Genomic DNA, 23618 nt, shown 5'->3' with positions numbered 1-23618 from the left:
TCTAAAGATATGCATGAAAAAAAGCGTTCAGCTTGATGGGCTGGACGCTTTTTTTCCATATAGAACGGCTTCTAATAATAAATCAGCTAAATGGACCGCGCGCATGCTCGGCGAGTGCCCTGAGCGTTTGATGCCTGCTGCCATTTGTAGCTGACAGCCTGGATTAGATGTAACGATGGCAGCCGCCTTTGTTTGGCTGGCTTCTGTCATTTTATGATCTAAAATTTGCATTGACATCTTTGGCTGCAAGATGTTGTAAATGCCAGCTGAGCCGCAGCACCGGCCCGCATCCTTCATTTCTTTAAATGATACACCCTGAATGGCCTTCATCAGCACCCTTGGCGTATGCTGTACACCCATTCCGTTCCGCAAATGACAAGAATCTTGATAGGTGATGACTTGCTCTGGCAAAGCAAGCGGCATGCGGCGGTGAAATTCCAGCTCCACTAAAATGTCTGATATATCCGTGATTTTCTTTGAGAAGTCTTCACTTCGCTTTTGAAAATCCGGATCATCGCAAAGCAAATGATCGTAATCACTTAAAAAAGCGCCACAACCGCCCGCATTCATGACAATGGCATCCGCATCTATCTGTTCAAAAGCTTCAATATTCCGCTTTGCTAACTGTTTCGCTTGTTCTTTTTCACCGCTATGGCCATGGAGCGCTCCGCAGCACGTCTGAATAGGAGGGACGATGACGTCACAGCCTGCCAGCTGCAAAAGCTGGATGGTTGCTTCGTTTGTACTGGAAAAAACCGTGTCCATTAAACAGCCAGTAAAAAAGGCGACACGTTTTCTCGCTGGCCCGGCGGCTTTGTATTCCATCAAACGGCTTTTCTGTTGACGCGGCACCTTTGGAAGCGCCTGTTCCATCAGGCGTAAGTGCGGTGGAAGCACCTTCAGCATGCCAGTTTTGCGGGCAGCCGTTTGCAGACCAGATGTTTGATAAAATCGAAGAAGTCCTGCCGCTTTCCGCATTCGGCTTTGTGAAGGAAAGAGACCTTTAAACACGACACGTCTTACAAGTTTGACAGGGATGGATTGTTTTTTGTGCTGCTGAATGATGTCTCTTGCATCCTCAAGTAACCTTCCATATTTGACGCCGGAAGGGCAGACCGGTTCACATGCACGGCAGCCAAGACAAAGATTCAGTGAATGCTCGACATCTTCATCTGGCTCAATGACGCCGTCTCTCACCGCCTTCATTAAAGCAATTCGGCCGCGGGGAGAGTGTGTTTCTTGTTGACCAGATTCAATATAAGTAGGGCAGGAAGGGAGGCAGAAGCCGCAGCGCATGCAATTGAGCAGCTCTTTTTCGTCCATCTGCTGCTGAAATGTTTGCTGAATCTCTGTTTGTTTAGAACTCATGAGACCACCACCCGCTTTCTTTCGGCTTTTCCAAACACTTTATCAGGGTTCATGATATTTTCCGGGTCAAGCGCTTGTTTGATCGCTTTCATTGCCGCAATGCCTTCTTTTTTAACCTTTAGTTCTAAGTAAGGGGCTTTCATAAGACCTACGCCATGTTCACCCGTAATGGTGCCGCCAAGTGAGACTGCTTTTTCAAAAATGGCCTGAAAGGCTTCTTCCACCCGTTTCATTTCTTCTTCATTTCTTGCATCTGCTGCACAAGTAGGATGCAAATTGCCATCACCTGCATGACCAAATGTACAGATTTTCACTTTGTACTCCTTCGCAATGTCTTCGATCGCCCGCACCATGCTGGCAATTTCAGACCGGGGAACTGTGGCATCTTCTAAAATGGTCGTCGGGCTTAAGCGGGCGAGGGCAGATAAAGCGGATCGTCTCGCTGTTAAAAGTGCATTTGCTTCTTCTTCAGAATGAGCGATATTCACTTCTTTTGCACCGTACTGCTGGCAAATTTTTGCGATGCTCTGCATATCACGGGCAACCGCCTCAGGATGGCCGTCTTGTTCGATTAACAGCACCGCTTGAACATCAGTCGGCAAACCGATTTTTGCAAAATCTTCAACGACTTCCAGAGTCGGCTGATCCATAAATTCTAATGTGGCGGGGATGATACGCTCGGCAATAATAGCCGATACTGAAGCGGCGGCTTCCTCTAAGTTTTCATATAAGCAAAGCATCGTTTGTTTTGTTTCTGGAAGCGGCAAAAGCTTCAGCGTGGCTTCAGTGACAATCCCGAGCGTTCCTTCTGAACCTACGAACAAACGGGTCATATCATACCCGGCCACGTCCTTTGCAAGCTTGCCACCTGTTTTAATGATGTCACCGTTTGGCAGAACGACTTCAAGTCCAAGGACATAATCTCTTGTCACTCCATACTTTAACCCCCGGAGACCGCCTGAATTTTCATTAATATTTCCGCCTAATGTAGAGATTTTCATAGAGCTTGGATCAGGTGGATAGAAGAGGCCTTTCGCCTCTACTTGGCGAATGAGTTCCTGTGTGATCAAACCAGGCTGCACCGTTGCTGTCAGGTTTTCTTCATCTATTTCTATTAATTGGTTCATTCTTGTAAACAGCATCACAAGTCCGCCTTGAGTGGGACATGTGCCTGCACAAAGGTTCGTTCCTGATCCTCTTGGCACGATCGGTATGTTATATGAGGCGCAGAGCCGGACAATTTGCTGGACTTCCTCAGCCGCGCGCGGGCTTACGATGACATCTGGCATATGCTGAAAATTTGGTGTTGCATCATAAGAGTAGGCAACCCGATCGGCTTTACTGTCCTGCATGTAAGACGCACCGACAATCTTTTTTAATTGATTTAAAAATTCAGAATGTAACATACGCATTCAACTCCTATTGATGAGACGTATCGTTTCTTTCAGTATAAAAAAAGAATCGCCTCATGCCTATGGACGATTCTACAAAATATCGGGCTGTTCGCTTCGTTTTTTTGGATCATGATCTAATAACATGAAGGCTAAATAAAAGAGCATTGCATCTTGCATACGCTTTGGATCAAGTGTCGTTAAATCCTGGATGCGTTTTAGCCTGTAATGCAGTGTATTGATATGAACATGCATCGCTTCTGCTGTATATTTCAATGAGCAATCTGATGTCATAAGCACCCGCAATGTTTTTACTAATTCAGGATAGGGGAGAAGAGGGGCGATTGTTCGATCAAGAAACACTTCTTTTGTTTCCTGACTCACTTCCTCCATAAAAAGTTCAAGCGTTAAATCTTCATCAAATACAATCGGTGTATCAGCATGTGCCATTTTTAATGCTCGAAAGGCTTGTTGAAAGGATTGCTTCATCAAATGAGCAGCTGCTGGTTTTCCCGTTCCAATCAAAACCCCCTGTGTGCCCCGCGCCGTAAGGGAGGCATGGATGTGAAACAGGCGCTGCTGCAAGGCTTTACGATCATCTGCTGTTGTCTGCAGCATGAGCAAAAAACGGGCATGCCCCCAGCGGACGATGATCTCCTGCATAGTGAGATGCAGCGTTTCCTTCAATTCTTTGTATTGATTCTGCTTCATAAACGATTCATCCTGACAATCGATCAGAACAACTGCGCGCTCCTTGGTGATATCAAGCTGAAGCCGCGACGCTTTTTCAGTGAGATCAATCGCTGTCTCTGGCAGATGAAGCCAGTCGAATACAAACGCTTCGAGCTGACGTTCATCCGTTTCAGTTTCTTGAAAAAATTCATGTTCATGAATAAGCAGCTCGGTCATTTTTCTTAATATTTCGCCAAAAGGAGACACATGTACAGGATCTCCTGTCAATCCAATGACCCCGATGACCTCTTGCTTAAAATAAATAGGCAGATTGATGCCAGCTTTGACGCCTTTCATGTGCTGCTGGTCATCCTTTGTGAGAATTCGTTTCTGTCCTTCAAAAGATGTCAGATACGCTCCTTCATGAAATTGTCCAACGCGCGCTGGATCTGTTGCTGCAATGATGGTGCCGTTTGTTTGTGCGATGATGATTTCCTCAGTCAGCACCTTTTTAACCTCGTCTACGATTTTTTCTGCCAGTGTCATTGTGAGCAAAACGTACCCCTCCGAGATGTTTCTTTTGACACTATCATACCATCATATGCTGGGACATATCTTTCTTTTCATGAGTTATGCTAAAATAATAAACACACATGAAGGAGAAGAAAGGAGACATAGCCATGTCACTGCAAAATCGCTTACAAGACTTACTAAAAGAAGGACAGGCGCTGACCGACTTTGAATATGATGAAGCGGCGCGCCGCAATTGGACATTAGAAGGGGCGAGAATAAAAGAAGAAGCCCGTTTTGGCGATGTATATATAGAGCGTGTAGACAAGGAATCAGAGAACATGATTCAAACAGAAAACGCCTCATTTCTAAACACACCGCTTACATATGTGAAAAAACATCAAAAAGAATTCATTTATATCGAATCCAAGTGGTTTGATGTCGTGAAAGTGGATGGCTTGGCCATTGAATGGGATGAAGTGTTTCAAACGTATACCGTCCTATTCGGTTTAAAACGTCCTAAAAAAGACACGAATATTCTAAAGGACATGCTATCGCCATTAAATGGTGCTCAGCTTCAATTTAATGGACAAGATGGCTTATTTGATGTGAATTTGCAGCTTCTTGAGCTTGAGGATATCCACGAAGATACGGCTTTCATTGACGTCATCTCGGCCGTGTATCGATTTTTATTCCGTATGATCATGCAGCTTGAAATCAATGAATCAAAAAACGGCTCAAATTCCTGAGCCGTTTTTTTTGTCCATCTATTCATTCGATGAAGGTGTGACAAACCGTACATCATGCTCTTTTCCATATTGGAGATAATCTTCATTTGGCTCCTGATTGGTCACGACGATATCAATCTCGTGCAAATCACAAAACGTGGTCAAGGCGTAATGATCGAATTTGCTATCATCCACTAATAAAAAGGTCTTGGCACTTTTTTGAACAAGCGTCTTTTTAATATCGGTTTCAAGCGGAGACGAATTCGTGACGCCGTGATCAATGGATAAACCAGTTGATGCGATAAAGGCTTTATTGACATTGTAAGCTTTTAAGCGCTCAACACTTTGATAGCCAACGAAAGAATTCGTTTTTCTTTCAAGCATCCCGCCAGTGGAAAAGATGGTGAGATTTTCATAAGGCATCGCCTGTGTAATGAAATCCACATTATTGGTCACAATGGTCACCTGTTTCTCAGTCAAATAGGGGAGCATCTCAAGCGTTGTCGTACCAGAATCAATAAAAATCATATCCCCGTTTTCCACAAAAGCGGCAGCCGTCTGACCGATCAATTGCTTTTTACTGAGCTGACGGGTCTTTCGCTCCTGATACACCACTAACGTTGAATGGTTCACAGCCACTCCGCCATACACTTTTTTGAGCACGCCAGACTCGACCAATGCCTGTACATCTCGGCGTATCGTGTTTTTTGAGACACCAAAATGCGCCACAAGCTCATCAAGTGAGGCAGATTCACGGTCAAACACATACTCTTTGATTTGCTGAATCCGTTTTGTTTTTATCATACTTCATATCTCCAATCAATCCGAATGTCCTTTTTCCATTATACCAATAAATTCTCTTACTGGGATTAGGCCAATTGATTCTCTTTTCTCCTTTGATATAAAAGCGTATGATAGAAAAAAGAAAGAAACCAGAAAGGAACTTTCACTTCTATGAATCAATCAAACAACCCATTTTCAAAGCTTGCGAATTTTAGAGAAGTAGGGGGACTTCAAACAACAGATGGGATGGTGATCAAAAAGGGAATGATTTATCGATCCGCAGACTTATCCCGTTTGACGAAACAAGACATCGAGATATTCTCAGCACTCGGAATTCAAACCGTTTGTGACCTCCGTACAGCCTCAGAACGTAAATCACATCCGCCAAAGATCAAGGAACACGACAAAATCGTTCATATTCCGATGCAGCCTGACAGTAAGATGCCGAGTAAATGGACCATGTTTCGTATGCTGGTAACAGAAGGGAAGTCTCTCTCATTTACACCGATCATGAAAGAGTTATATCAAAGCATGCTGACAGAGCGTAAAGAAGAGATTCGGCAGCTGTTCACACTGCTTTCAGATCAAAGCCATTACCCGCTGATGCTTCACTGCACGAGTGGCAAGGACCGTACAGGTTTTTTATCTGCCCTGATTCAGTTAACAGCAGGTGTACCGCTGGCTGTCGTTTTAAGTGAATATATGCGTTCCAATGAAGGCGTGCAAATGCTCGTCAGAAGGCAGGAACGATTTGTCCGATTGATGAGTTTATACCGGGTGTCAAAAGAACAAATTCAGCCGCTTGTCGGTGTGCAGCAAGATTATCTTGAAGATGTGCTGCACGAAATGCTGGAGACATACGGGAGTGCAGAGCAGTATTTAATTGAAGCCTGCAAAGTCCCTGAATCCCAGCTCAAGGAAATGAAAAATATTCTGCTTACACCATCTGCTGGCATTCCATCACAAAAAGCGGAATAAACTTAAGGTGAGGTGATGCAAAACATGCTGAAAAAGATCAGTATGACAGTTTTAACACTGATGTTGATGTTTGTATTTTTATTGATTCCTTCTAGCAGTCTAGCAGCTCGTGCAGTGCCAAAAGGGAAGCTTGAGAGCACAAGAGAGATGCGCGCGGTATGGATTGCATCAGTTTATAACTTAGATTGGCCCTCAAAGAAGGGGCTGCCCGTAGCAGAGCAGAAACAAGAGTTTATTCGTTTGTTAGATGAGATCAAAGCGATGAATATGAATGCCGTCATTATGCAAATTAAACCAACAGCAGATGCCTTTTATCCTTCAGCATACGGGCCGTGGTCAGAATATTTGACTGGAACACAAGGGAAAGATCCTGGGTATGATCCGCTTGAGTTTATGATCAAAGAAGCTCATAAACGCGGTCTTGAATTTCACGCTTGGTTTAACCCTTATCGAATCACAATGAATCATACTGATCTCAGCCGTTTGTCAGCCGATCACCCTGCAAGAGAGCATCCTGATTGGACGATTGCATATGGTAATCAGCTTTATTACAACCCAGGCATTCCTGAGGCTCAGGACTTCATTGTAGGCGGCATAGAAGAAGTTGTGAAAAACTACGATATTGATGCGGTGCATATGGATGATTATTTTTACCCTAATAAAATAGCTGGTGTCCCGTTTCCAGATCAAGAAACGTATGAAACATATGGAAAAAAAGCATTTACACATATAGAAGATTGGCGAAGAGATAATGTGAACCAGCTGGTGAAGCAAATCAATGACACCATTAAGAAAGAAAAACCTTATGTGAAATTTGGTATTAGTCCATTCGGTGTATGGCGCAACATAAAAGATGACCCGACTGGTTCAAACACCACAGCAGGAATGACCAACTACGATGATTTGTATGCTGATACAAGAGAGTGGATTCAGCAGCACGATATTGATTATGTCACTCCACAAATTTACTGGAGCATCGGCTTTCAAGCTGCCGCTTATGACGTGCTGACGAAATGGTGGTCAAATGAGGTGAAAGGGGAGCCGGTTCACCTGTACATTGGTCAAGCGGCGTATAAAATTAATCAAAACAGTGATCCTGCTTGGTCTGACCCGGAAGAATATTTTAGGCAGATTGAGCTGAACAGGCAGTCACAGCTCGTGCAGGGAAGCATGCATTTCAGCCTGAAGGATCTCAATCGCAACCCTTTGAATGTAAAGGATCGATTGATAGAAGAGTCATACCGCAAACCAGCTCTCATTCCAGAAATGCCTTGGCTTCATCAGAAAGCGCCTAAAAAACCAATCATTCAATCTGTGAAAAAGACAGCGGATGGTGCGGCTTTACAAATCAAAAATGATCATTCTACCGTATCCTATTATGCAGTCTATCGATTAACAAATAAAGGAACATACGAATTACTGCAAACAGTCAGAAAAGAAAAAGGCGCCATAACAACGATCAAAGACCTCCCAGTCAATCAAAAGAAAATGGATACTTACAAGATTACGGCTCTTAATCGTCTTCATCACGAAAGCAAGCCTTCTACAAAAATAGTGAAATAATAGAAAAAAAAGCATGAATGAGGATTTTTCTTCAATCATGCTTTTTTTCTATTATTTTTGTTTTAATTTTCTGAATTCAATCAAGCTTGGCATGAAGCAGCTGCTTGATTAATAAATATGATAGAAAAGAGCCAAAGGGGGAAACAAGATGGATTTTGAATTAACGAAAGAACAACAAATGATCCGCCAGATGGTCAAAGATTTCGCCAAAGCAGAAATTGCACCACTCGCTCAAACCATTGATGAACAGGCCGTATTCCCAGTCAAAACGTTTCAAAAAATGGGGGAGCTCGGCTTTATGGGCATCCCCTTTCCAGAGAAATACGGCGGCTCAGGTGGAGATACGATATCATATGCACTGGCTGTAGAAGAAATCGGCAAACAGTGCGGTAGTACAGGTCTTAGCTATGCTGCAGCCGTCTCCTTAGGCGCAAGCCCGCTTTATTACTTCGGTACAGAGGAGCAAAAGATGGACCACCTTGTCCCGCTGGCTTCTGGAACAGCACTCGGCTCCTTTGGATTAACAGAACCAAACGCAGGATCAGATGCAAAAGGGACAAAAACAAAAGCGGTCAAAGACGGACAAGAATATGTCATCAGCGGGGAGAAGTGCTGGATCACAAACGCCAATTTTGCCAGAACCATTATCGTCACTGCAGTCTCGGATCATGATGAAAACGGCCGCCCAATCATCTCCGCCTTCATTGTGGAGAAAGGGCAAAAAGGGCTGACCATTACAAATCCATATGACAAAATGGGCGTGCGCGGTTCAGATACAGCAGAAATCATTTTAGACGGTGTACGTGTACCCGCCCAGAATATTTTAGGAGACCCAGCGAAAGGCTTTAAGCAATTTTTATATACATTAGACGGGGGACGCATTTCAATTGCTGCGTTATCAGTTGGTATCGCACAAGCTGCACTAGATGCTTCGCTCTCGCATGCAAAAGAAAGAAAGCAATTTGGGCAGACCCTTTCTTCCTTCCAAGCGATTCAGTTTAAGCTGGCAGATATGGCGATGCAAATAGAGCTCGCCAGACAAATGGTATGGAAAGCCGCTTGGCTGAAAGATCACGGCAAGCCGTTTACAAAAGAAGCTGCCTATGCCAAACTTTTCGCTTCTGAAATGGCGACAAAAGCAAGTCTTGATGCTGTTCAAATTCACGGGGGAACAGGCTACATGAAAGAATGTGGTGTAGAACGACTTGTGAGAGATGCGAAGCTAATGGAAATTGGAGAAGGGACCTCTGAAATTCAGCGTCTAGTCATCGCAAGACAACTGTTAGGGTAATCCGATAATGAAAACGCTTACCATCAATGGAGGAGGAAAGCCATGATGTCGATTCATCCACAAACGATCGGTTCCTTATTAAAAGGGAAAATGGAGCAGCATCCAGCACATGAAGCCATTGTGTATCCAGAACGTTCCTTACGTTTTTCATATGAAGCGTTTTATCGAGAAGTCAAGGAAACCGGGAAAGGTCTTATGGCATTAGGTGTTCAAAAAGGCGATCATATCGCCATCATGGCGTCCAATGTACCCGAATGGCTCATGCTGCAATTCGCCTGCGCGTCGATAGGAGCCGTTCTTGTCACCGTAAATACGAATTTTCAAGCACAAGAACTCGCCTATTTACTCAAGCACTCTGATAGCAGCATGCTGTTTATCGTAGACGGGTTTAAAGAGACATCCTATGTCAAAATGCTTGAAGAACTTATACCGGAGTTTCAAAACGCTCATCAAGGTGAGATCACATCCTCATCTTTTCCTTATTTAAAAAGTGTCGTCTATATTGGCGAGCACACGCCAAAGGGCATGCGCAGCTGGGATAGTATTCAAGCAGCTGCTAAAAGAACAGAGGATCATGAGTGGGAGAAACGAATGGATGAGCTTGCGCCTGATGATGTCATTAATATGCAATATACTTCAGGCACAACCGGCTATCCAAAAGGAGTCATGCTCAGCCATACAAACATTGTCTGCAATGCCAGCCAAATCGCAGATTGTATGAAGCTCACCCAAAAGGACCGAATGTGTATCCCTGTTCCTTTCTTTCATTGCTTTGGATCCGTTCTTGGCGTGCTTGCATGTCTCACAAAAGGAGGAACGATCATTCCAATTGAATCCTTCCATCCAGAGAGAGTTCTTCAAACAGTGGAAAAAGAAAAGTGCACCGTCCTTCACGGCGTCCCGACAATGTTCATTGCAGAGCTCGACCATCCGAATTTTCACCAATACGATCTGTCCACATTACGAACGGGCATTATGGCAGGATCTCTTTGCCCATCCCATGTGATGAAGGCCGTCATTGAACAAATGGGATTGAAGGAGCTCACGATTGCCTACGGACAGACCGAAAGCTCTCCTGTCATTACCCAAACAAGAACGGATGATTCATTTGAAAGGCGGGTTCAAACGGTCGGCCGGGCGCTTCCTCACATCGAAGTGAAAATCACCGTTCCAGGCACACCGGAGGAAGTACCAAGAGGAGAACAAGGAGAGCTGTGTACAAGAGGTTATCATGTGATGAAAGGCTACTATAAAAATGAAGAAGCCACAAATGAAGTGATTGATCAGGACGGCTGGCTTCATACGGGTGATTTAGCAGAGATGGATGAGGACGGCTATGTGAAAATCACAGGACGGCTGAAAGATATGATCATTAGAGGCGGGGAAAATGTATACCCAAAAGAGATTGAGGACGTTCTTTATACTCATCCGGACATTCTTGATGCACAGGTCGTTGGTATACCTGACGAGACGTATGGAGAAGAAGCCGCCGCATTCATTCGGCTCAAGCAAGGCAGGGCGGTGACGATTGAGACACTCACCAGCTATTGTCAGTCGCAAATGGCACGCTACAAAATTCCTAAATATTTTTTCATCACTGACGAGTATCCAATGACTGCATCAGGGAAGATTCAAAAATTTCGTCTGAAAAAGCAGGCGCTTGATCTAATAAAGGAGTGAAGGCAGCGATGTTTCAAAAAGTACTGATTGCAAATCGAGGCGAAATTGCCAGGCGAATTATTCGAACGTGTAAAAGGCTCGGGATCTACACCGTCGCCGTTTATTCAGAAGCAGATCAACATGCACTTCATGTGCAAGAAGCAGACAGCGCCTATCCGATTGGAGGCGCGAAAGTATCTGAAAGCTATTTAAACATGGAAGCAATCATTAGGGCAGCCAAACAGACAAATACAGATGCCATCCACCCAGGATATGGCCTCTTATCAGAAAATGCAGACTTTGCAGAACGCTGCCGCAGCGAAGGAATCGCCTTTATTGGCCCATCCGCACAAGTCATTCAGCGAATGGGGAATAAAATTGAAGCAAGAAAAACGATGGCTCAAGCAGGTATCCCCATTGTACCAGGCGTTTCAGCTCCGCTGCATGATGCAGAAGAAGGGGTCAGTCAAGCGCAGTCACTCGGTTATCCGATCATGCTCAAGGCATCAAGCGGGGGCGGAGGAATTGGCATGCAGCTCGTGCAAAATGACGATGAGCTGTACAGGGCTTTTGAAGGGAATCAAAAAAGAGCGCAAAGCTTTTTCAACGATGGGACGCTGTATATGGAAAAGGTCATTGAAAACGCGCGTCACATTGAAATTCAGGTCCTTTTTGATTCCTTCGGCCATGGGGTCCACTTATTTGAGCGCGACTGTTCACTCCAGCGAAGACATCAAAAAATCATTGAAGAAGCACCAGCCGCCTGTCTCGATGAATCGGTGAGACATCAAATGGGGGAGATGGCCGTCAAAGCAGCTAAAGCGATTGGGTATGAAAATGCAGGAACGATTGAATGTTTAGTCGATCAGCATCAACAATTTTATTTCCTAGAAATGAACACGAGATTACAAGTAGAGCATCCTGTCACAGAAGAAATTACAGGCATTGACCTTGTCGAGGAGCAGCTGAAAATCGCTGCACGTGAGCCGCTTTCCTTTAATCAGGAGGATATTCATCAAATCGGTCATGCCATCGAGGTTAGAATTTATGCGGAAGATCCCGTCACCTTTTATCCATCACCAGGAACAATCACTCGGCTCTCCACACCTGAAGCTCCGTATATCCGTCATGAGTCAAGTGTGACAAATGGAAGCCTCATTACCCCTTTTTACGATCCAATGATGGCGAAAATGATCGTTTACGGTGATACGCGAAAACTTGCAATAGAACGATTAAAAGAGGCACTACAAGCATATGAAATAGAAGGGATCAAAACCAACTTACCGCTTTTAAGGGAAATGGCCGGATCTTCTGCTTTCTTACAAGGCAGCATCACAACCGATTTTCTCATGAAAAAAAGGGAGGGAAACCGTTCATGAAAACTGTCACGATTCAAATGGCCGGAAACTTATGGAAGCTTCTTGTGAAACAAGGCGATGAAGTGCAAAAAGGACAGGAGGTTGCCATCTTAGAATCAATGAAAATGGAGATTCCGATCGTTGCTGAAGAGACCGGAACCATCAGCAAAGTGCATAAGGCAGAGGGAGAGTTTGTCGATGAAGGAGAGGTTCTTCTAGAACTGACAGAATAGGAGGGAGCCAGATGGCATTACCAAAGAGTGTGATTATCAGGGAGGTCGGCCCGCGGGACGGACTGCAAAATGAATCAGTCTGGCTGGACACAGGCGAGAAGCGAACGTGGATTGACCTGCTCGCAGCAGCCCAGCTCCCTTATATTGAAGTCACATCATTTGTTCATCCTAAATGGGTTCCAGCCTTAAAAGATGCCAAAGAACTCACCCAATCCTTTAACAAAGAAGACGACATCACCTATGCAGCACTCATTCCCAATGAAAAAGGCTTAGCTCATTTTTTTGAAGCCAATCTTGACACAGGCGCTATGTTTATCTCTTCGAGTGAAACACATAACAAGAAAAATATGAATCAATCCATCCATGAAACACTTCCTGTTATCAAACAAATGACAGCTGATTTAAAAGCAGCAGGAAAAAACACGCGCGCGTATATTTCCACTGTGTTTGGCTGCCCGTATGAAAAACAAGTGCCAATGGATCAAGTCCTGCGGTTAACGGATATTTTGCTTTCTTATGGCATTGATGAAATATCTCTCGGTGACACCATCGGTGAAGCCCATCCGCTTCAAGTAGAAAGGCGCTTAGACATTTTACTTGAACGTTTTCCTGCTGATAAAATCGCTCTTCATTTTCATGATACGAAGGGGATGGCTCTTGCCAATATTTATACGGCATTAAAAGCAGGGATTACCATATTTGACTCCTCCAGCGGCGGGCTTGGCGGATGTCCTTATGCACCTGGCTCCAGCGGAAATGTGGCGACAGAAGATGTGGTGCATATGCTTCAAAAACTAGGAATTGAGACAAATATTCACCTTCCTGCATTAATTAAAGCGGCAGAATGGATTGAAGCAAAAGTAGATCGAACCCTGCCTAGTCACTGTTTACGCGCTTTTCACTCTCAGACTACTTCATAAAGGATGAATAACATGACATCATTGGTCCATTTTTCGATACAAGATGAACAGATCGGCATCATGACCTTAAACAGGCCAGAACAAGCGAATTCCCTATCTGCTCTAATGCTGGAGGAGATCAATCAAATCATTCAAGAAATCAAACACGATGAAAGCATTCGCTGTCTGCTCATTACAGGAGCCGGTTCAAAAGTCTTTTGTGCTGGAGCAGATTTAAAAGAACGACGATTGATGACAGAAGCAGAAGCGAAAGGAGCTGTTCTCTCGATTCAGCAAACGTTTATCGAGATTGAATCCATTCCTGTACCTGTCATTGCAGTGATGAACGGACACGCACTAGGCGGAGGACTTGAGCTCGCGCTCGCTTGTGATCTCCGCATTGCACGAGCCGGAGCAAGACTCGGCCTGCCAGAAACAGGACTAGCTATCATACCAGGAGCCGGAGGGACGCAGCGGCTTCCGCGCCTCATTGGACTCGGTAAAGCAAAAGAACTTATTTTCACAGGCGCATCATTACAAGCAGAAGAAGCCATTCAAATCGGGCTCATTGAGCATATCTCTTTAGCAGATTCCCTCATGAACGAGGCCATCTCTCTTGCAAAACAAATCATCAAAAATGGCCCGCTTGCCTTAAAAGAAGCGAAACAAGCGATTCAATCAAGCCTTGATCACGATTTGCATACAGGTTTGACAAAGGAATACGAAGCCTATCTACGGCTCATTGAGACAGAAGATCGAACGGAAGGTCTTCAAGCCTTCCAAGAAAAACGCACGCCTCAATACAGAGGCAGGTAGCAAGAAAGGGGAATGGGTATGATCGAAGAATATGAACTGAAAAAACAGCAGATTCTGAAAGGCGGGGCAGACCGATACCATCAAAAAAACAAAGAAAAAGGAAAATTGTTTGTCCGTGACCGCCTCCAGTTGTTATTAGATGAGGATTCTTTCATTGAGGATGCCATGTTTGCCGAGTGTCAAAATGAACATTTACCAGCAGATGGTGTTATCACAGGGACAGGGCGGATGAATGGGCAGACTGTTTGCGTCATGGCAAATGATTCTACCGTCAAGGCAGGATCATGGGGCGTCAAAACGGTAGAAAAAATCATTAGAATCCAGGAAACAGCCGAAAAGCTCAACTGCCCAATGCTGTATTTAGTCGACTCTGCGGGTGCTAGAATCACCGATCAAATCGCCATGTTTCCAGGCAGAAGGGGCGCAGGCCGCATTTTTTATAACCAGGTGAAGCTGTCTGGACGTATTCCGCAAATTTGTTTACTATTTGGTCCTTCGGCAGCCGGAGGTGCTTACATTCCTGCTTTTTGTGACATCGTCGTCATGGTCGAAGGGAATGCCTCAATGTACTTAGGCTCACCGCGAATGGCCGAAATGGTGATTGGAGAGAAAGTATCACTTGAAGAAATGGGCGGGGCAAAAATGCATTGCAGCATTTCTGGATGCGGCGATATATTAGCAAAAACAGAGGAAGAAGCCATTCAAACCGCCCGCACTTATTTAACTTACATGCCTGCCAACTATACAGAAAAACCAAAACGGGCAGCCGCAATCGCACCTAAACCATCAGAGATCACCCTCCAGGACCTTATCCCTAAGGGGCAGAATACCCCTTTTGATATGTATCAGCTCATTGATTTACTCATTGATGAAGGATCATTTTTTGAAATCAAAAAGTTGTTTGCCGCAGAGCTGATTACAGGATTTGGCCGTATGAATGGTCAGCCTGTCGGTCTTATTGCCAACCAGCCGAGGGTAAAAGGAGGCGTTTTATTCCATGACTCAGCCGACAAAGCCGCCAAGTTTATTCAGCTATGTGACGCCTTTCATATTCCACTCCTTTTCCTTGCCGATATACCGGGGTTTATGATCGGAACAAAAGTGGAACAAGCAGGCATTATCAGGCACGGGGCGAAAATGATCTCCGCCATGTCGGAGGCAACAGTTCCGAAAATATCCGTCATTGTTCGTAAAGCATACGGTGCAGGTTTATATGCAATGGCAGGACCAGCCTTTGAACCGGACTGCTGTCTCGCTCTTCCATCGGCGCAAATTGCTGTCATGGGGCCAGAAGCCGCTGTAAATGCTGTCTATGCGAATAAAATTGCCGAACTGCCTGCTGAGGAAAGAGCAGCATTTATTCAAGAGAAACGCAAGGAATACCAGGAAGATATGAATATATATGAGCTTGCCTCTGAAATGATTGTCGATGGTGTCATCCCATTTGACCATTTGCGAGATGAGCTTTGTCATAGATTACAAGCCTATACCTCTAAAGAAATGACATTTACAAGACGAAAACACCCGGTTTATCCGGTCTAAAGGGGGCGGCCTCATGATGAACCTAAAACCAGCGTGGATACCCGAAGAGCAGATGATGAAACAAACACGCCTTTACAAATGGATGCATTCACTTGGTTTTTCTACTTATGATGCGTTCTATCAAGCTAGTATCGAGCGCACCGATTGGTTTTGGAGAGAAGCCGAAAAGGCGGTCGGCATCGTGTGGAAGGAGCCGTATGAAGCCGCATTAGGCCAAGATTCATTCATGTGGCCCAATTGGTATAAAGGCGGCCGGCTCAACGTGGTCGAAACGGCTGTTGACAAATGGGCAGAGAATGAAGAAACCCAGCATCAACCAGCCGTGATTTGGAGAAATGAAGCGGGCGAAGAGAGAAGATGGACGTTCCTCGAACTTCAGGAAAAGGTCAATCGTCTCGCTGCTGGTTTTTTGAAGAAGGGGATTCAAAAAGGGGATGTGGCAGTCATTTATATGCCGATGCTTCCGGAAACGGCTGCTGTCATGCTTGCCTTTGCAAAGATTGGTGTCATCTTTAGCCCAGTCTTTTCCGGCTATGGAAGCGAGCCTCTAGCCGTACGTATTCGTGCTTCCGGTGCAACCATTGTCGTCACAGGCTCGAGCGTGACGCGCCGGGGAAAGACGATCAACATGCGTGAATGTGCGGCAGAAGCAATCGACAAAACCAAGACTGTCCAAACAGTCATTGTACATGCTTCCTCTCCTACTGGATATAAAGAGGATATTCAGCTAAACGATTTGTTAAAAGAAGAACCAATGAGTGAAACGACTTATCTTTCAAATGAAGATCCCCTTATGATCTTATACACTTCTGGAACAACCGGTACACCCAAAGGGGCTGTTCATACACACGCAGGCTTTCCTGTAAAAGCGGCTTTTGATGCCGGTCTTTGTATGGACGTTGCAAAAGGAGACCGTTTGTTTTGGCTCACAGACATGGGATGGATGATGGGGCCCTTTCTCGTCTTTGGCGGCTTGATCAATGGAGCTGCAATTGTTTTATATGACGGCGCACCCGATTATCCAGATGAACAGCACCTTTGGTCATTCATCCACGAGCAAAAAGTCACCCATTTTGGACTTTCACCTACTTTTGTTCGATCTGCGATGCAGCAAAACCTTTCAGACATTGAGCTGCCGCACGTGAAAGCCATCATATCTACAGGTGAACCGTGGAATGAAGCACCATGGCAATGGCTTTTTGACACCATTGGTCAAAAGCACATTCCGATCTTAAATTACTCAGGGGGAACAGAGGTTTCTGGCGGTATTGTAGGAAGTACGCTGCTTCGCCCAATCAAACCGATCCTTTTTAATGCGGCAATCTTAGGAATGGCGGCAGATGTGTATAATGAGGCAGGAGAGAGCGTTCTAAATGAAGTAGGAGAGCTCGTTGTGAAAAAGCCGTGGGTCGGCATGACATGTGGGTTTTGGAAAGATCCGAAGCGATATGAAGACACCTATTTTAAACGATTTGATGGGGTGTGGACGCACGGTGATTGGGTGATGCAATCAGAGGATGGCGCATTCCATATCACGGGCAGATCGGATGATGTCATTAATACAGCTGGTAAACGCATTGGTCCAGCTGAAATTGAATCCATTCTTGTCGGGCATCCAGCCGTACATGAGGCTGCTGTGATTGGAGTAAAGGATGAGGTGAAGGGAGAAGCACTAGTTTGTTTCATTGTGGCAAGTTCACAGTCTTTAGAAGAAGCAGCATTCATTCAAGAGCTCAAAATACATGTTGGTTCATATGCGGGAAAAGCGCTCACACCAAAGGAAATTCATCTCATTTCAGCTTTACCGAAAACAAGAAACGGAAAAATCGTCCGTCGTTTATTAAAAGGAGCTTATGAACAGCAGCATTCACCAGATCTTTCGTCTCTAGATAATCCTGATGTGTATAACAGCATTTGCGAATACTTGAAAAGAAAACAAAATCCATAAAAAAAGACAGGAGAGCATCCTGTCTTTTTTATTGCACATGAAAATTCGTGCCATCTGTTGTTTCTTTTACAATACCTGCCCGAATCACAAAATCACCGAAATGTTCATGTTCCTCGCGTTCTTTTGCATAGCGGGGGAGAAGAGAGCCAAGCTCGTTTAAAATGTCTTCTTCTCCTACATTTTCTCGGTACAGTTTACTTAATCTGCTGCCATCAAACGCAGCGCCAAGATACATGTTGTATTTACCAGGTGATTTCCCGATAAAGCCAATTTCACCAAGCGCATGACGGGCGCATCCATTTGGACATCCAGTCATACGAATCGTGATTTCTTTATCACTTAAGCCATTTTCTTCGACAATCTCTTCAATTTTGTCAATCAAGCGCGGGAGGTAGCGTTCTGCCTCTGCCATTGCTAAGCCGCATGTCGGAAGAGCAACACAGGCCATTGAACTGCGGCGCAGTGCAGAGTGCTGCTGTCCATCTGACAAACCAAACTCCTCAATGAGCTGCTCGATTTGTTTCTTTTTGTGAGATGTGACGTTTCCAATGATCAAATTTTGATTCGCTGTTAAGCGGAAGTCACCTGTATGAATCTTCGCGATTTCACGAATGCCTGTCATCAGCGGGTAGTCATCGTAATCCGTGATGCGTCCGCCTTCTACAAACATCGTATAATGCCATCTGCCATTGATGCCTTTTACCCAGCCATAGCGGTCACCGTTATGATCGAAGTGATAATCTCTTGCATCTAATAGGGTAAATCCAAGGCGGCGCTCAAGCTCTTCTTTTACATTCTCAAGACCGAGGCGGTCCACTGTATATTTAAAGCGGGCATTTTTTCTCACCGAACGGTTTCCATAGTCACGCTGAATGGTGATCACTTGTTTGGCAATCTCTACAACTTGTTCCGGTGTACAAAAGCCAATTACTTTTGCAAGCTGAGGATAGGTCGCTGTATCACCATGAGTCATGCCCATTCCGCCGCCAATCGCGACATTAAAGCCGACTAATTGATCATTTTCAATAATCGCAATGAAGCCTAAATCCTGCGAAAACACATCAATATCGTTAGCAGGAGGAACTGCCACACCAATCTTGAATTTTCTTGGCAAATAAAGCGGTCCATACATCGGCTCAACCTCTGTATCAGGCGTTGCCGCTACCTTTTCCTCATCAAGCCAAATTTCATGATACGCTCTTGTTTGCGGAAGCAGGTCATCACTTAATTTTTTGGCGAGCTCGTAAACATCATGGTGTACTTCTGATTGATAGGGGTTTGATGTACACATGACATTACGGTTCACATCGCCGCAAGCAGCGATCGTATCAAGCATAGTGGAATGAATGTCTTGAATGGTCTTTTTCATGTTCCATTTTAAAATACCGTGAAGCTGAAAGGTTTCACGAGTTGTCAGCTTTAACGTACCGTTTCCATATTGATGAGCAAGCTCATCCATCACAAGCCACTGTTTGGATGTAGCGATTCCGCCAGGCAGGCGGACGCGCAGCATAAATTGATAGGCAGGCTCAAGCTTTTGTTTTTGCCGTTCATTTCTCAGGTCACGATCATCCTGTAAATAACTGCCGTGATGCTTCATCAGACGGTTGTCATCATCAGGAATACCCGCTGAAATCGGATCAAGCATCACTTCTTTTAAAGTACCCCGTAAATAATCACTTTTTTCTTTGATTTCCTCTACGTCGCTCGGAGGTCCATCCGGCGCTGTTAATGCTGTCTTCACCATGTAAGTAAAAGCTCCTTTCTTTCAAGCATTCAATCAATATACGTCACGCTGATAGCGTTTTTGCTGCTGCAAGTTGGCTAGATAGCTTTCAGCTTTCTCTTTGCTCATCGCACCTTCTTCTTGGATGATTGATAGAAGGGTATCATGAACATCATGCGCCATATGTTTTTCATCTCCGCAGACATATACATAGGCACCTTGCTCCAGCCATTCGAATAATTCTTTACTTTGTTTCTTCATTTGATGCTGGACATATACTTTTTCCTCTGAATCTCTTGAAAAAGCCACATCCATTTTCGTTAACACACCATCTTTTAACCACTTTTGCCATTCGGTTTGATATAAGAAATCCGTCACAAAGTGCTGATCACCGAAGAACAACCATGACTTTCCGTCTGCACCGACTTCCTCGCGCTCCTGCATAAAGGAACGGAAAGGCGCAATGCCTGTGCCTGGTCCTACCATAATGATCGGTGCATCAGGGTTTTCAGGAAGCTTAAAGTTTTGATTGTGCTGAATATAAACAGGCAGCTTATCACCTGGCTCTAAGCGCTCCGCACATAAGATTGAGCAGACACCTTGACGTTCTCTTCCGTGAGCATCATATCTCACAGCACCGATTGTCAAATGAACTTCTTCTTCATTTGCTTTAAGGCTGCTTGCAATGGAATAAAGGCGTGCCGGAATTTTTCTTAAAATGGCAGTGAAGTCTGCCGCTGTTCCTTCAAAAGGACCGAAATCACGAGCAGCATCTACTAAATCTCTTCCTGCTATATATGCTTTTAACTTTTCTTCGTTTCCTTCTTCTAAAAGGGCCTGCAAGGCTTCGCTCTTTGTAAAGGACGCCATCTTTTGAAGAAGAGGTTTTGTTAAGACAGTAATCTCAAAATGAGAGGTGAGTGCTTCCTTTAAAGGAAGCGTGTCGCCGTTTTTATGAACGGTTACGGCTTCCTCTGCATCCCATCCGCATGCCTTGATCAGTTCATCAACAAGGGCTGGATCATTTGTTGGATAAATACCAAGGCTGTCACCCGGCTCATAAACAAGTCCTGATCCTTCAAGAGAAAGCTCCAAATGACGGGTTTCTTTGTTAGAACCGCGGCCATTTAGGTTGATATTTTCAAGCACTTCAGCATAAAAAGGATTTGTTCTTGAGTATTCAGATGCAGCTGTTTGAGTGTTTGCTTCCGCTGATTCCTGCGGGGCTGCTGCGGCTCCGCCTTCGCTAAGTGAAGATGCCACCCCTTGAAGCCATTCAGAAAACGGCTCATCATAATCAAGATCACAGTCCACTCGATCGAAAAGACGCGTTCCGCCAAGCTCTTTTAAGCGCTCATCAAATTCTTTACCTGTTTGACAGAAGAATTCGTAAGAGCTGTCACCAAGTGAAAGGACAGAAAAGCTTAAATGATCAAGCTTTGGTGCACGTCTGCCGTGAACATATTCATGGAAAGAAAGGGCATTATCAGGCGGATCTCCCTCGCCATGTGTGCTGACGATAATCAGTAAATTGTTTATTTTTTTCAGACTATTTGGTTTAAAATCTGACATAGAAGAGAGCGTCACTTGAAAACCTTTCTCTTCAAGATGCTGCGCTGTCTTTTTTGCTAACCCTTCAGAATTGCCTGTTTGCGAGCCATAAAGCACGGTCACATCTTTACTGACAGGCTGCGCTGGTGCTGCAGCAGAAGGAGAAGGGGTTTGGGCAGTATTTTCTAATCCGGTTAAAGCTGCCTGTGCTGATAAATAACCGGTAAGCCAAATTTTTTGCTGATCTGTTAAAGTCGGAAGCAGCTGATTAAGCAGTTCTGCCTGCTCCTGACTAAACGGACTGTTCAATACATGAAGTTGCAACGATATCCACCTCACAAGGAATATAAACATAGATTAATTCGATAGGAATTATATATATAGGTTCAATTTGAACTTTACCGAAAGTTTGCCATTAAGTAAAATATATAATATTGATTGTCATGATTAAGATTTCTAATACCTTTGCAAGGTGAAGGAACATGAAGGTGAATCGTTTAACTGGATAAAGCACCTTTAGAAAAATGAGCCGTTTTGAATGAAGAAGCGATCGTAAGGAATTGAAAAGGGGTGTATGAAAGTTGATGCAGCTAAAATTTAAAAACACAAAATATTTTCGGCTTGTCATCTTGATTTTTCTCATTTTATTAGTAGCGTGCCATTCACCAAAGGGCCATATAAAGAATTCAGACAATAAGAATAAAATAACAGCACCTTTTTCAAAAAAAGGCATCCTTCTAAGAAAAGGGGAAACGAACTTACTTCTTATTAACAATAAAACGCCTCTAAAAAGCGATGATTCATTGAAAACTCATCTTCTTATTGAAAAGTATAAAAATAATCTCATCGTTATGGATTTAACAAAAGTAGATTCTAAAGAGCTGTCACAGGGTCAAACGATTGAGGTTTGGTTTGATGAGTTACAAGAATCGTTTCCTCCTAAAGCAACGGTCAAAAAATATCACATCTTGGTGGATAAGTAGGGGAGCAGGGGCAGATTCTTTCTATCAAGATAAAGGAGAAAAACCCTAAGGTTTTTCTCCTTTATCAAATTATGCTGTTGGAAGTCCCATCACAGCTTTCACTTCTAAATATTCCTCGATTCCGAAGTCTCCCCATTCTCTTCCGATACCAGATTGCTTAAAGCCGCCAAACGGGGCAAAGTAATCTGTTTCGGCATTGTTGATGGTAATTTGACCGGCACGAATATGTTCAGCTACATATTTTAATGTTTTTTCATCTTTTCCAACCACATAGCCAGCAAGGCCATACACTGTATCATTGGCAATCTCAAGGGCATGATCAAGGTCCTTATATGTGATCACACTCATGACGGGTCCGAATATTTCCTCTTGCGCAATGGTCATATCATTTTTCACATTTGTGAAAATAGTATGCTTGGCGAAATATCCTTTGTCTAGTCCGTCCGGCTTACCAGTTCCCCCAGCAAGCAGGTGAGCACCTTCTTCAATTCCTTTTTCAATATAAGACTGCACAGTATCCCATTGCTTTTTGGACACAAGCGGGCCAGTGGCGTGATCTTCTCTCGGATCACCAACTGTAAACTTAGGCAGAGCATTCAGCAGCGCTTTTTCAAATGCGTCTTTCATTGATTCAGGAATCAGCACACGTGTAGCTGCGGAACACACTTGACCTGTATTCATCGCAATATGATGAACGGCTGTTTCGGCTGCCTCATCCACATCTGCATCATCTAAGACGATAAGAGGGGATTTCCCGCCGAGCTCAAGAGCCACTTTCTTAATATTGTCTGCAGCATTTTCCATTATTTTAGAGCCGACAGCACCTGATCCCGTAAATGAAACAAAGTCAATATCAGGGTGTGAGCTAATGCCGTCACCAATGACATCACCAGTTCCGTTAACTAGGTTGAAGACGCCTTTCGGTACGCCAGCTTCATCAATGATGTCTGCAAGAATCATTGCGGCAAAAGGTGTAATTTCCGCAGGCTTTAAGACAACTGGTGAGCCAGCTGCAATGGCACCCGCGATTTTAAGTGATGTTTGATTTGTTGGGAAATTCCAAGGTGTAATCAATCCGCTGACACCAATCGCTTCTTTTATAATAGTGTGCCCGCCGCGGTCCTCAGTAAATGTATACGATTTAAGTGCTTCCGCTGCTTTAGAAAAATGTTCATGTCCCATTTTGTAATGAACCTCTTCCGATACTTTCAGCGGTGCACCGAGCTCTTGTGTCATGACTTCAATTAGTTCATCCTTACGCTTTTCGTAGCCACGCACAATGTTTTCCAGCATCTTTACGCGTTCATTTCGAGATGTTTTTGAGAAAGAAGGGAAGGCGGCACGAGCAGCTTTGACTGCCTTATCTAAATCTTCTTTTGTTCCTAAACTAATGGTGCCAATGACTTCCTCTGTAGCAGGATTGATGACTTCCGTCGTTTCGTTTCCTGTTGATGCGATCCATTCTCCGTTAATAAAATGTTTCTCTTGATTTCTCATTCTGACATGTCTCCTTTTTATATGTGATTCCATTCAATATTCTGTTTTCAGGTGATATAAAACTGTACCCACTGTGAAAAATCTAAAACGATGCAACTGTAAAAGAAAAAGTTTCTGATATA

The 23618-nt window shown here is 44.2% G+C and carries 19 protein-coding genes; 12 read left to right on the top strand and 7 right to left on the bottom strand.

Annotated elements, in window-relative coordinates; translation table 11 throughout:
* Window positions 1–27: 27 nt before the first annotated feature.
* From AAYR28_RS09325 to AAYR28_RS09315, 3 genes are all read right to left on the bottom strand, one after another.
* A complete protein-coding gene (locus AAYR28_RS09325) occupies window positions 28–1368 on the bottom strand; it encodes a (Fe-S)-binding protein (protein ID WP_342496210.1) in 1341 nt (446 codons plus the stop codon).
* Entirely contained in the window at window positions 1365–2774 is a 1410-nt protein-coding gene (gene glcD / locus AAYR28_RS09320) for a glycolate oxidase subunit GlcD (RefSeq protein ID WP_345808980.1), read from the bottom strand. The genes AAYR28_RS09325 and glcD overlap by 4 nt, the downstream gene beginning before the upstream one ends.
* A gap of 78 nt (window positions 2775–2852) precedes the next feature.
* Window positions 2853–3986 carry a CdaR family transcriptional regulator gene (locus tag AAYR28_RS09315; RefSeq protein ID WP_345808979.1) on the bottom strand — a complete coding sequence of 378 codons (1134 nt, stop codon included), beginning with the start codon at window positions 3984–3986 and terminating at the stop codon, window positions 2853–2855.
* A gap of 125 nt (window positions 3987–4111) precedes the next feature.
* Here AAYR28_RS09315 and AAYR28_RS09310 point away from each other — a divergent pair, with 125 nt between their 5' ends.
* Entirely contained in the window at window positions 4112–4690 is a 579-nt protein-coding gene (locus tag AAYR28_RS09310; RefSeq protein WP_034284037.1) for a hypothetical protein, read from the top strand.
* Between the two features lie 18 nt (window positions 4691–4708).
* Here AAYR28_RS09310 and AAYR28_RS09305 read toward each other — a convergent pair whose 3' ends face one another.
* Complete coding sequence (locus AAYR28_RS09305) at window positions 4709–5473, bottom strand: DeoR/GlpR family DNA-binding transcription regulator (protein ID WP_034284036.1); 765 nt, start codon at window positions 5471–5473, stop codon at window positions 4709–4711.
* A 150-nt stretch (window positions 5474–5623) separates the two neighbouring features.
* Between AAYR28_RS09305 and AAYR28_RS09300 the strand changes: the two genes are divergently transcribed.
* The 10 genes from AAYR28_RS09300 to AAYR28_RS09255 all read left to right on the top strand — a co-directional run bounded on the left by AAYR28_RS09300 (window position 5624) and on the right by AAYR28_RS09255 (window position 17739).
* The gene (locus AAYR28_RS09300) at window positions 5624–6430 is read left to right on the top strand and encodes a tyrosine-protein phosphatase (protein ID WP_176967384.1); all 807 of its coding nucleotides are present in this window, start codon (window positions 5624–5626) and stop codon (window positions 6428–6430) included.
* A gap of 24 nt (window positions 6431–6454) precedes the next feature.
* Complete coding sequence (locus AAYR28_RS09295; protein ID WP_342474487.1) at window positions 6455–7993, top strand: glycoside hydrolase family 10 protein; 1539 nt, start codon at window positions 6455–6457, stop codon at window positions 7991–7993.
* 148 nt (window positions 7994–8141) lie between these two features.
* On the top strand, window positions 8142–9284 hold the full coding sequence (locus AAYR28_RS09290; protein ID WP_120206905.1) for an acyl-CoA dehydrogenase family protein: 1143 nt from the start codon (window positions 8142–8144) through the stop codon (window positions 9282–9284).
* Between the two features lie 42 nt (window positions 9285–9326).
* On the top strand, window positions 9327–10964 hold the full coding sequence (locus AAYR28_RS09285; protein ID WP_120206906.1) for an AMP-binding protein: 1638 nt from the start codon (window positions 9327–9329) through the stop codon (window positions 10962–10964).
* A gap of 8 nt (window positions 10965–10972) precedes the next feature.
* A complete protein-coding gene (locus tag AAYR28_RS09280) occupies window positions 10973–12322 on the top strand; it encodes an acetyl-CoA carboxylase biotin carboxylase subunit (protein ID WP_120206908.1) in 1350 nt (449 codons plus the stop codon).
* Window positions 12319–12534 (top strand): acetyl-CoA carboxylase biotin carboxyl carrier protein subunit, encoded by a 216-nt coding sequence (locus tag AAYR28_RS09275; RefSeq protein ID WP_034284022.1) that lies wholly within the window; start codon window positions 12319–12321, stop codon window positions 12532–12534. Before AAYR28_RS09280 ends, AAYR28_RS09275 begins: the two co-directional genes overlap by 4 nt.
* A gap of 11 nt (window positions 12535–12545) precedes the next feature.
* Complete coding sequence (locus AAYR28_RS09270; protein WP_120206910.1) at window positions 12546–13454, top strand: hydroxymethylglutaryl-CoA lyase; 909 nt, start codon at window positions 12546–12548, stop codon at window positions 13452–13454.
* Window positions 13455–13466: 12 nt separating this feature from the next.
* Window positions 13467–14249 carry an enoyl-CoA hydratase gene (locus AAYR28_RS09265; RefSeq protein ID WP_046311349.1) on the top strand — a complete coding sequence of 261 codons (783 nt, stop codon included), beginning with the start codon at window positions 13467–13469 and terminating at the stop codon, window positions 14247–14249.
* An 18-nt stretch (window positions 14250–14267) separates the two neighbouring features.
* Complete coding sequence (locus AAYR28_RS09260) at window positions 14268–15791, top strand: acyl-CoA carboxylase subunit beta (protein ID WP_120206912.1); 1524 nt, start codon at window positions 14268–14270, stop codon at window positions 15789–15791.
* A gap of 13 nt (window positions 15792–15804) precedes the next feature.
* Complete coding sequence (locus AAYR28_RS09255; protein ID WP_120206914.1) at window positions 15805–17739, top strand: AMP-binding protein; 1935 nt, start codon at window positions 15805–15807, stop codon at window positions 17737–17739.
* A gap of 28 nt (window positions 17740–17767) precedes the next feature.
* Here the strand turns inward: AAYR28_RS09255 and cysI are convergent, their stop codons facing one another.
* Together cysI and AAYR28_RS09245 are read right to left on the bottom strand one after the other, a co-directional pair.
* Window positions 17768–19486, bottom strand: coding sequence for an assimilatory sulfite reductase (NADPH) hemoprotein subunit (cysI, locus tag AAYR28_RS09250; protein WP_034284013.1), 1719 nt, complete (start codon window positions 19484–19486; stop codon window positions 17768–17770).
* Between the two features lie 33 nt (window positions 19487–19519).
* A complete protein-coding gene (locus AAYR28_RS09245; RefSeq protein ID WP_081124471.1) occupies window positions 19520–21340 on the bottom strand; it encodes an assimilatory sulfite reductase (NADPH) flavoprotein subunit in 1821 nt (606 codons plus the stop codon).
* A 260-nt stretch (window positions 21341–21600) separates the two neighbouring features.
* On the opposite strand from AAYR28_RS09245, the gene AAYR28_RS09240 reads away from it, so the two are divergent.
* Window positions 21601–21999, top strand: a complete 399-nt coding sequence (locus tag AAYR28_RS09240; protein ID WP_231122768.1) for a DUF3221 domain-containing protein — start codon at window positions 21601–21603, stop codon at window positions 21997–21999.
* Between the two features lie 69 nt (window positions 22000–22068).
* On the opposite strand, the gene AAYR28_RS09235 is transcribed toward AAYR28_RS09240, so the two are convergent.
* Window positions 22069–23496 carry an aldehyde dehydrogenase family protein gene (locus tag AAYR28_RS09235; protein ID WP_095408710.1) on the bottom strand — a complete coding sequence of 476 codons (1428 nt, stop codon included), beginning with the start codon at window positions 23494–23496 and terminating at the stop codon, window positions 22069–22071.
* Between the last annotated feature and the right edge of the window lie 122 nt (window positions 23497–23618).

Origin of the sequence: Bacillus safensis (assembly GCF_039619585.1) — a bacterium.
In the GTDB taxonomy this organism is placed as follows: Bacteria; Bacillota; Bacilli; order Bacillales; family Bacillaceae; genus Bacillus; species Bacillus safensis.
The sequence above is the reverse complement of the archived record's forward strand: the minus strand, read 5'-3'. Positions and strand labels throughout refer to the sequence as shown.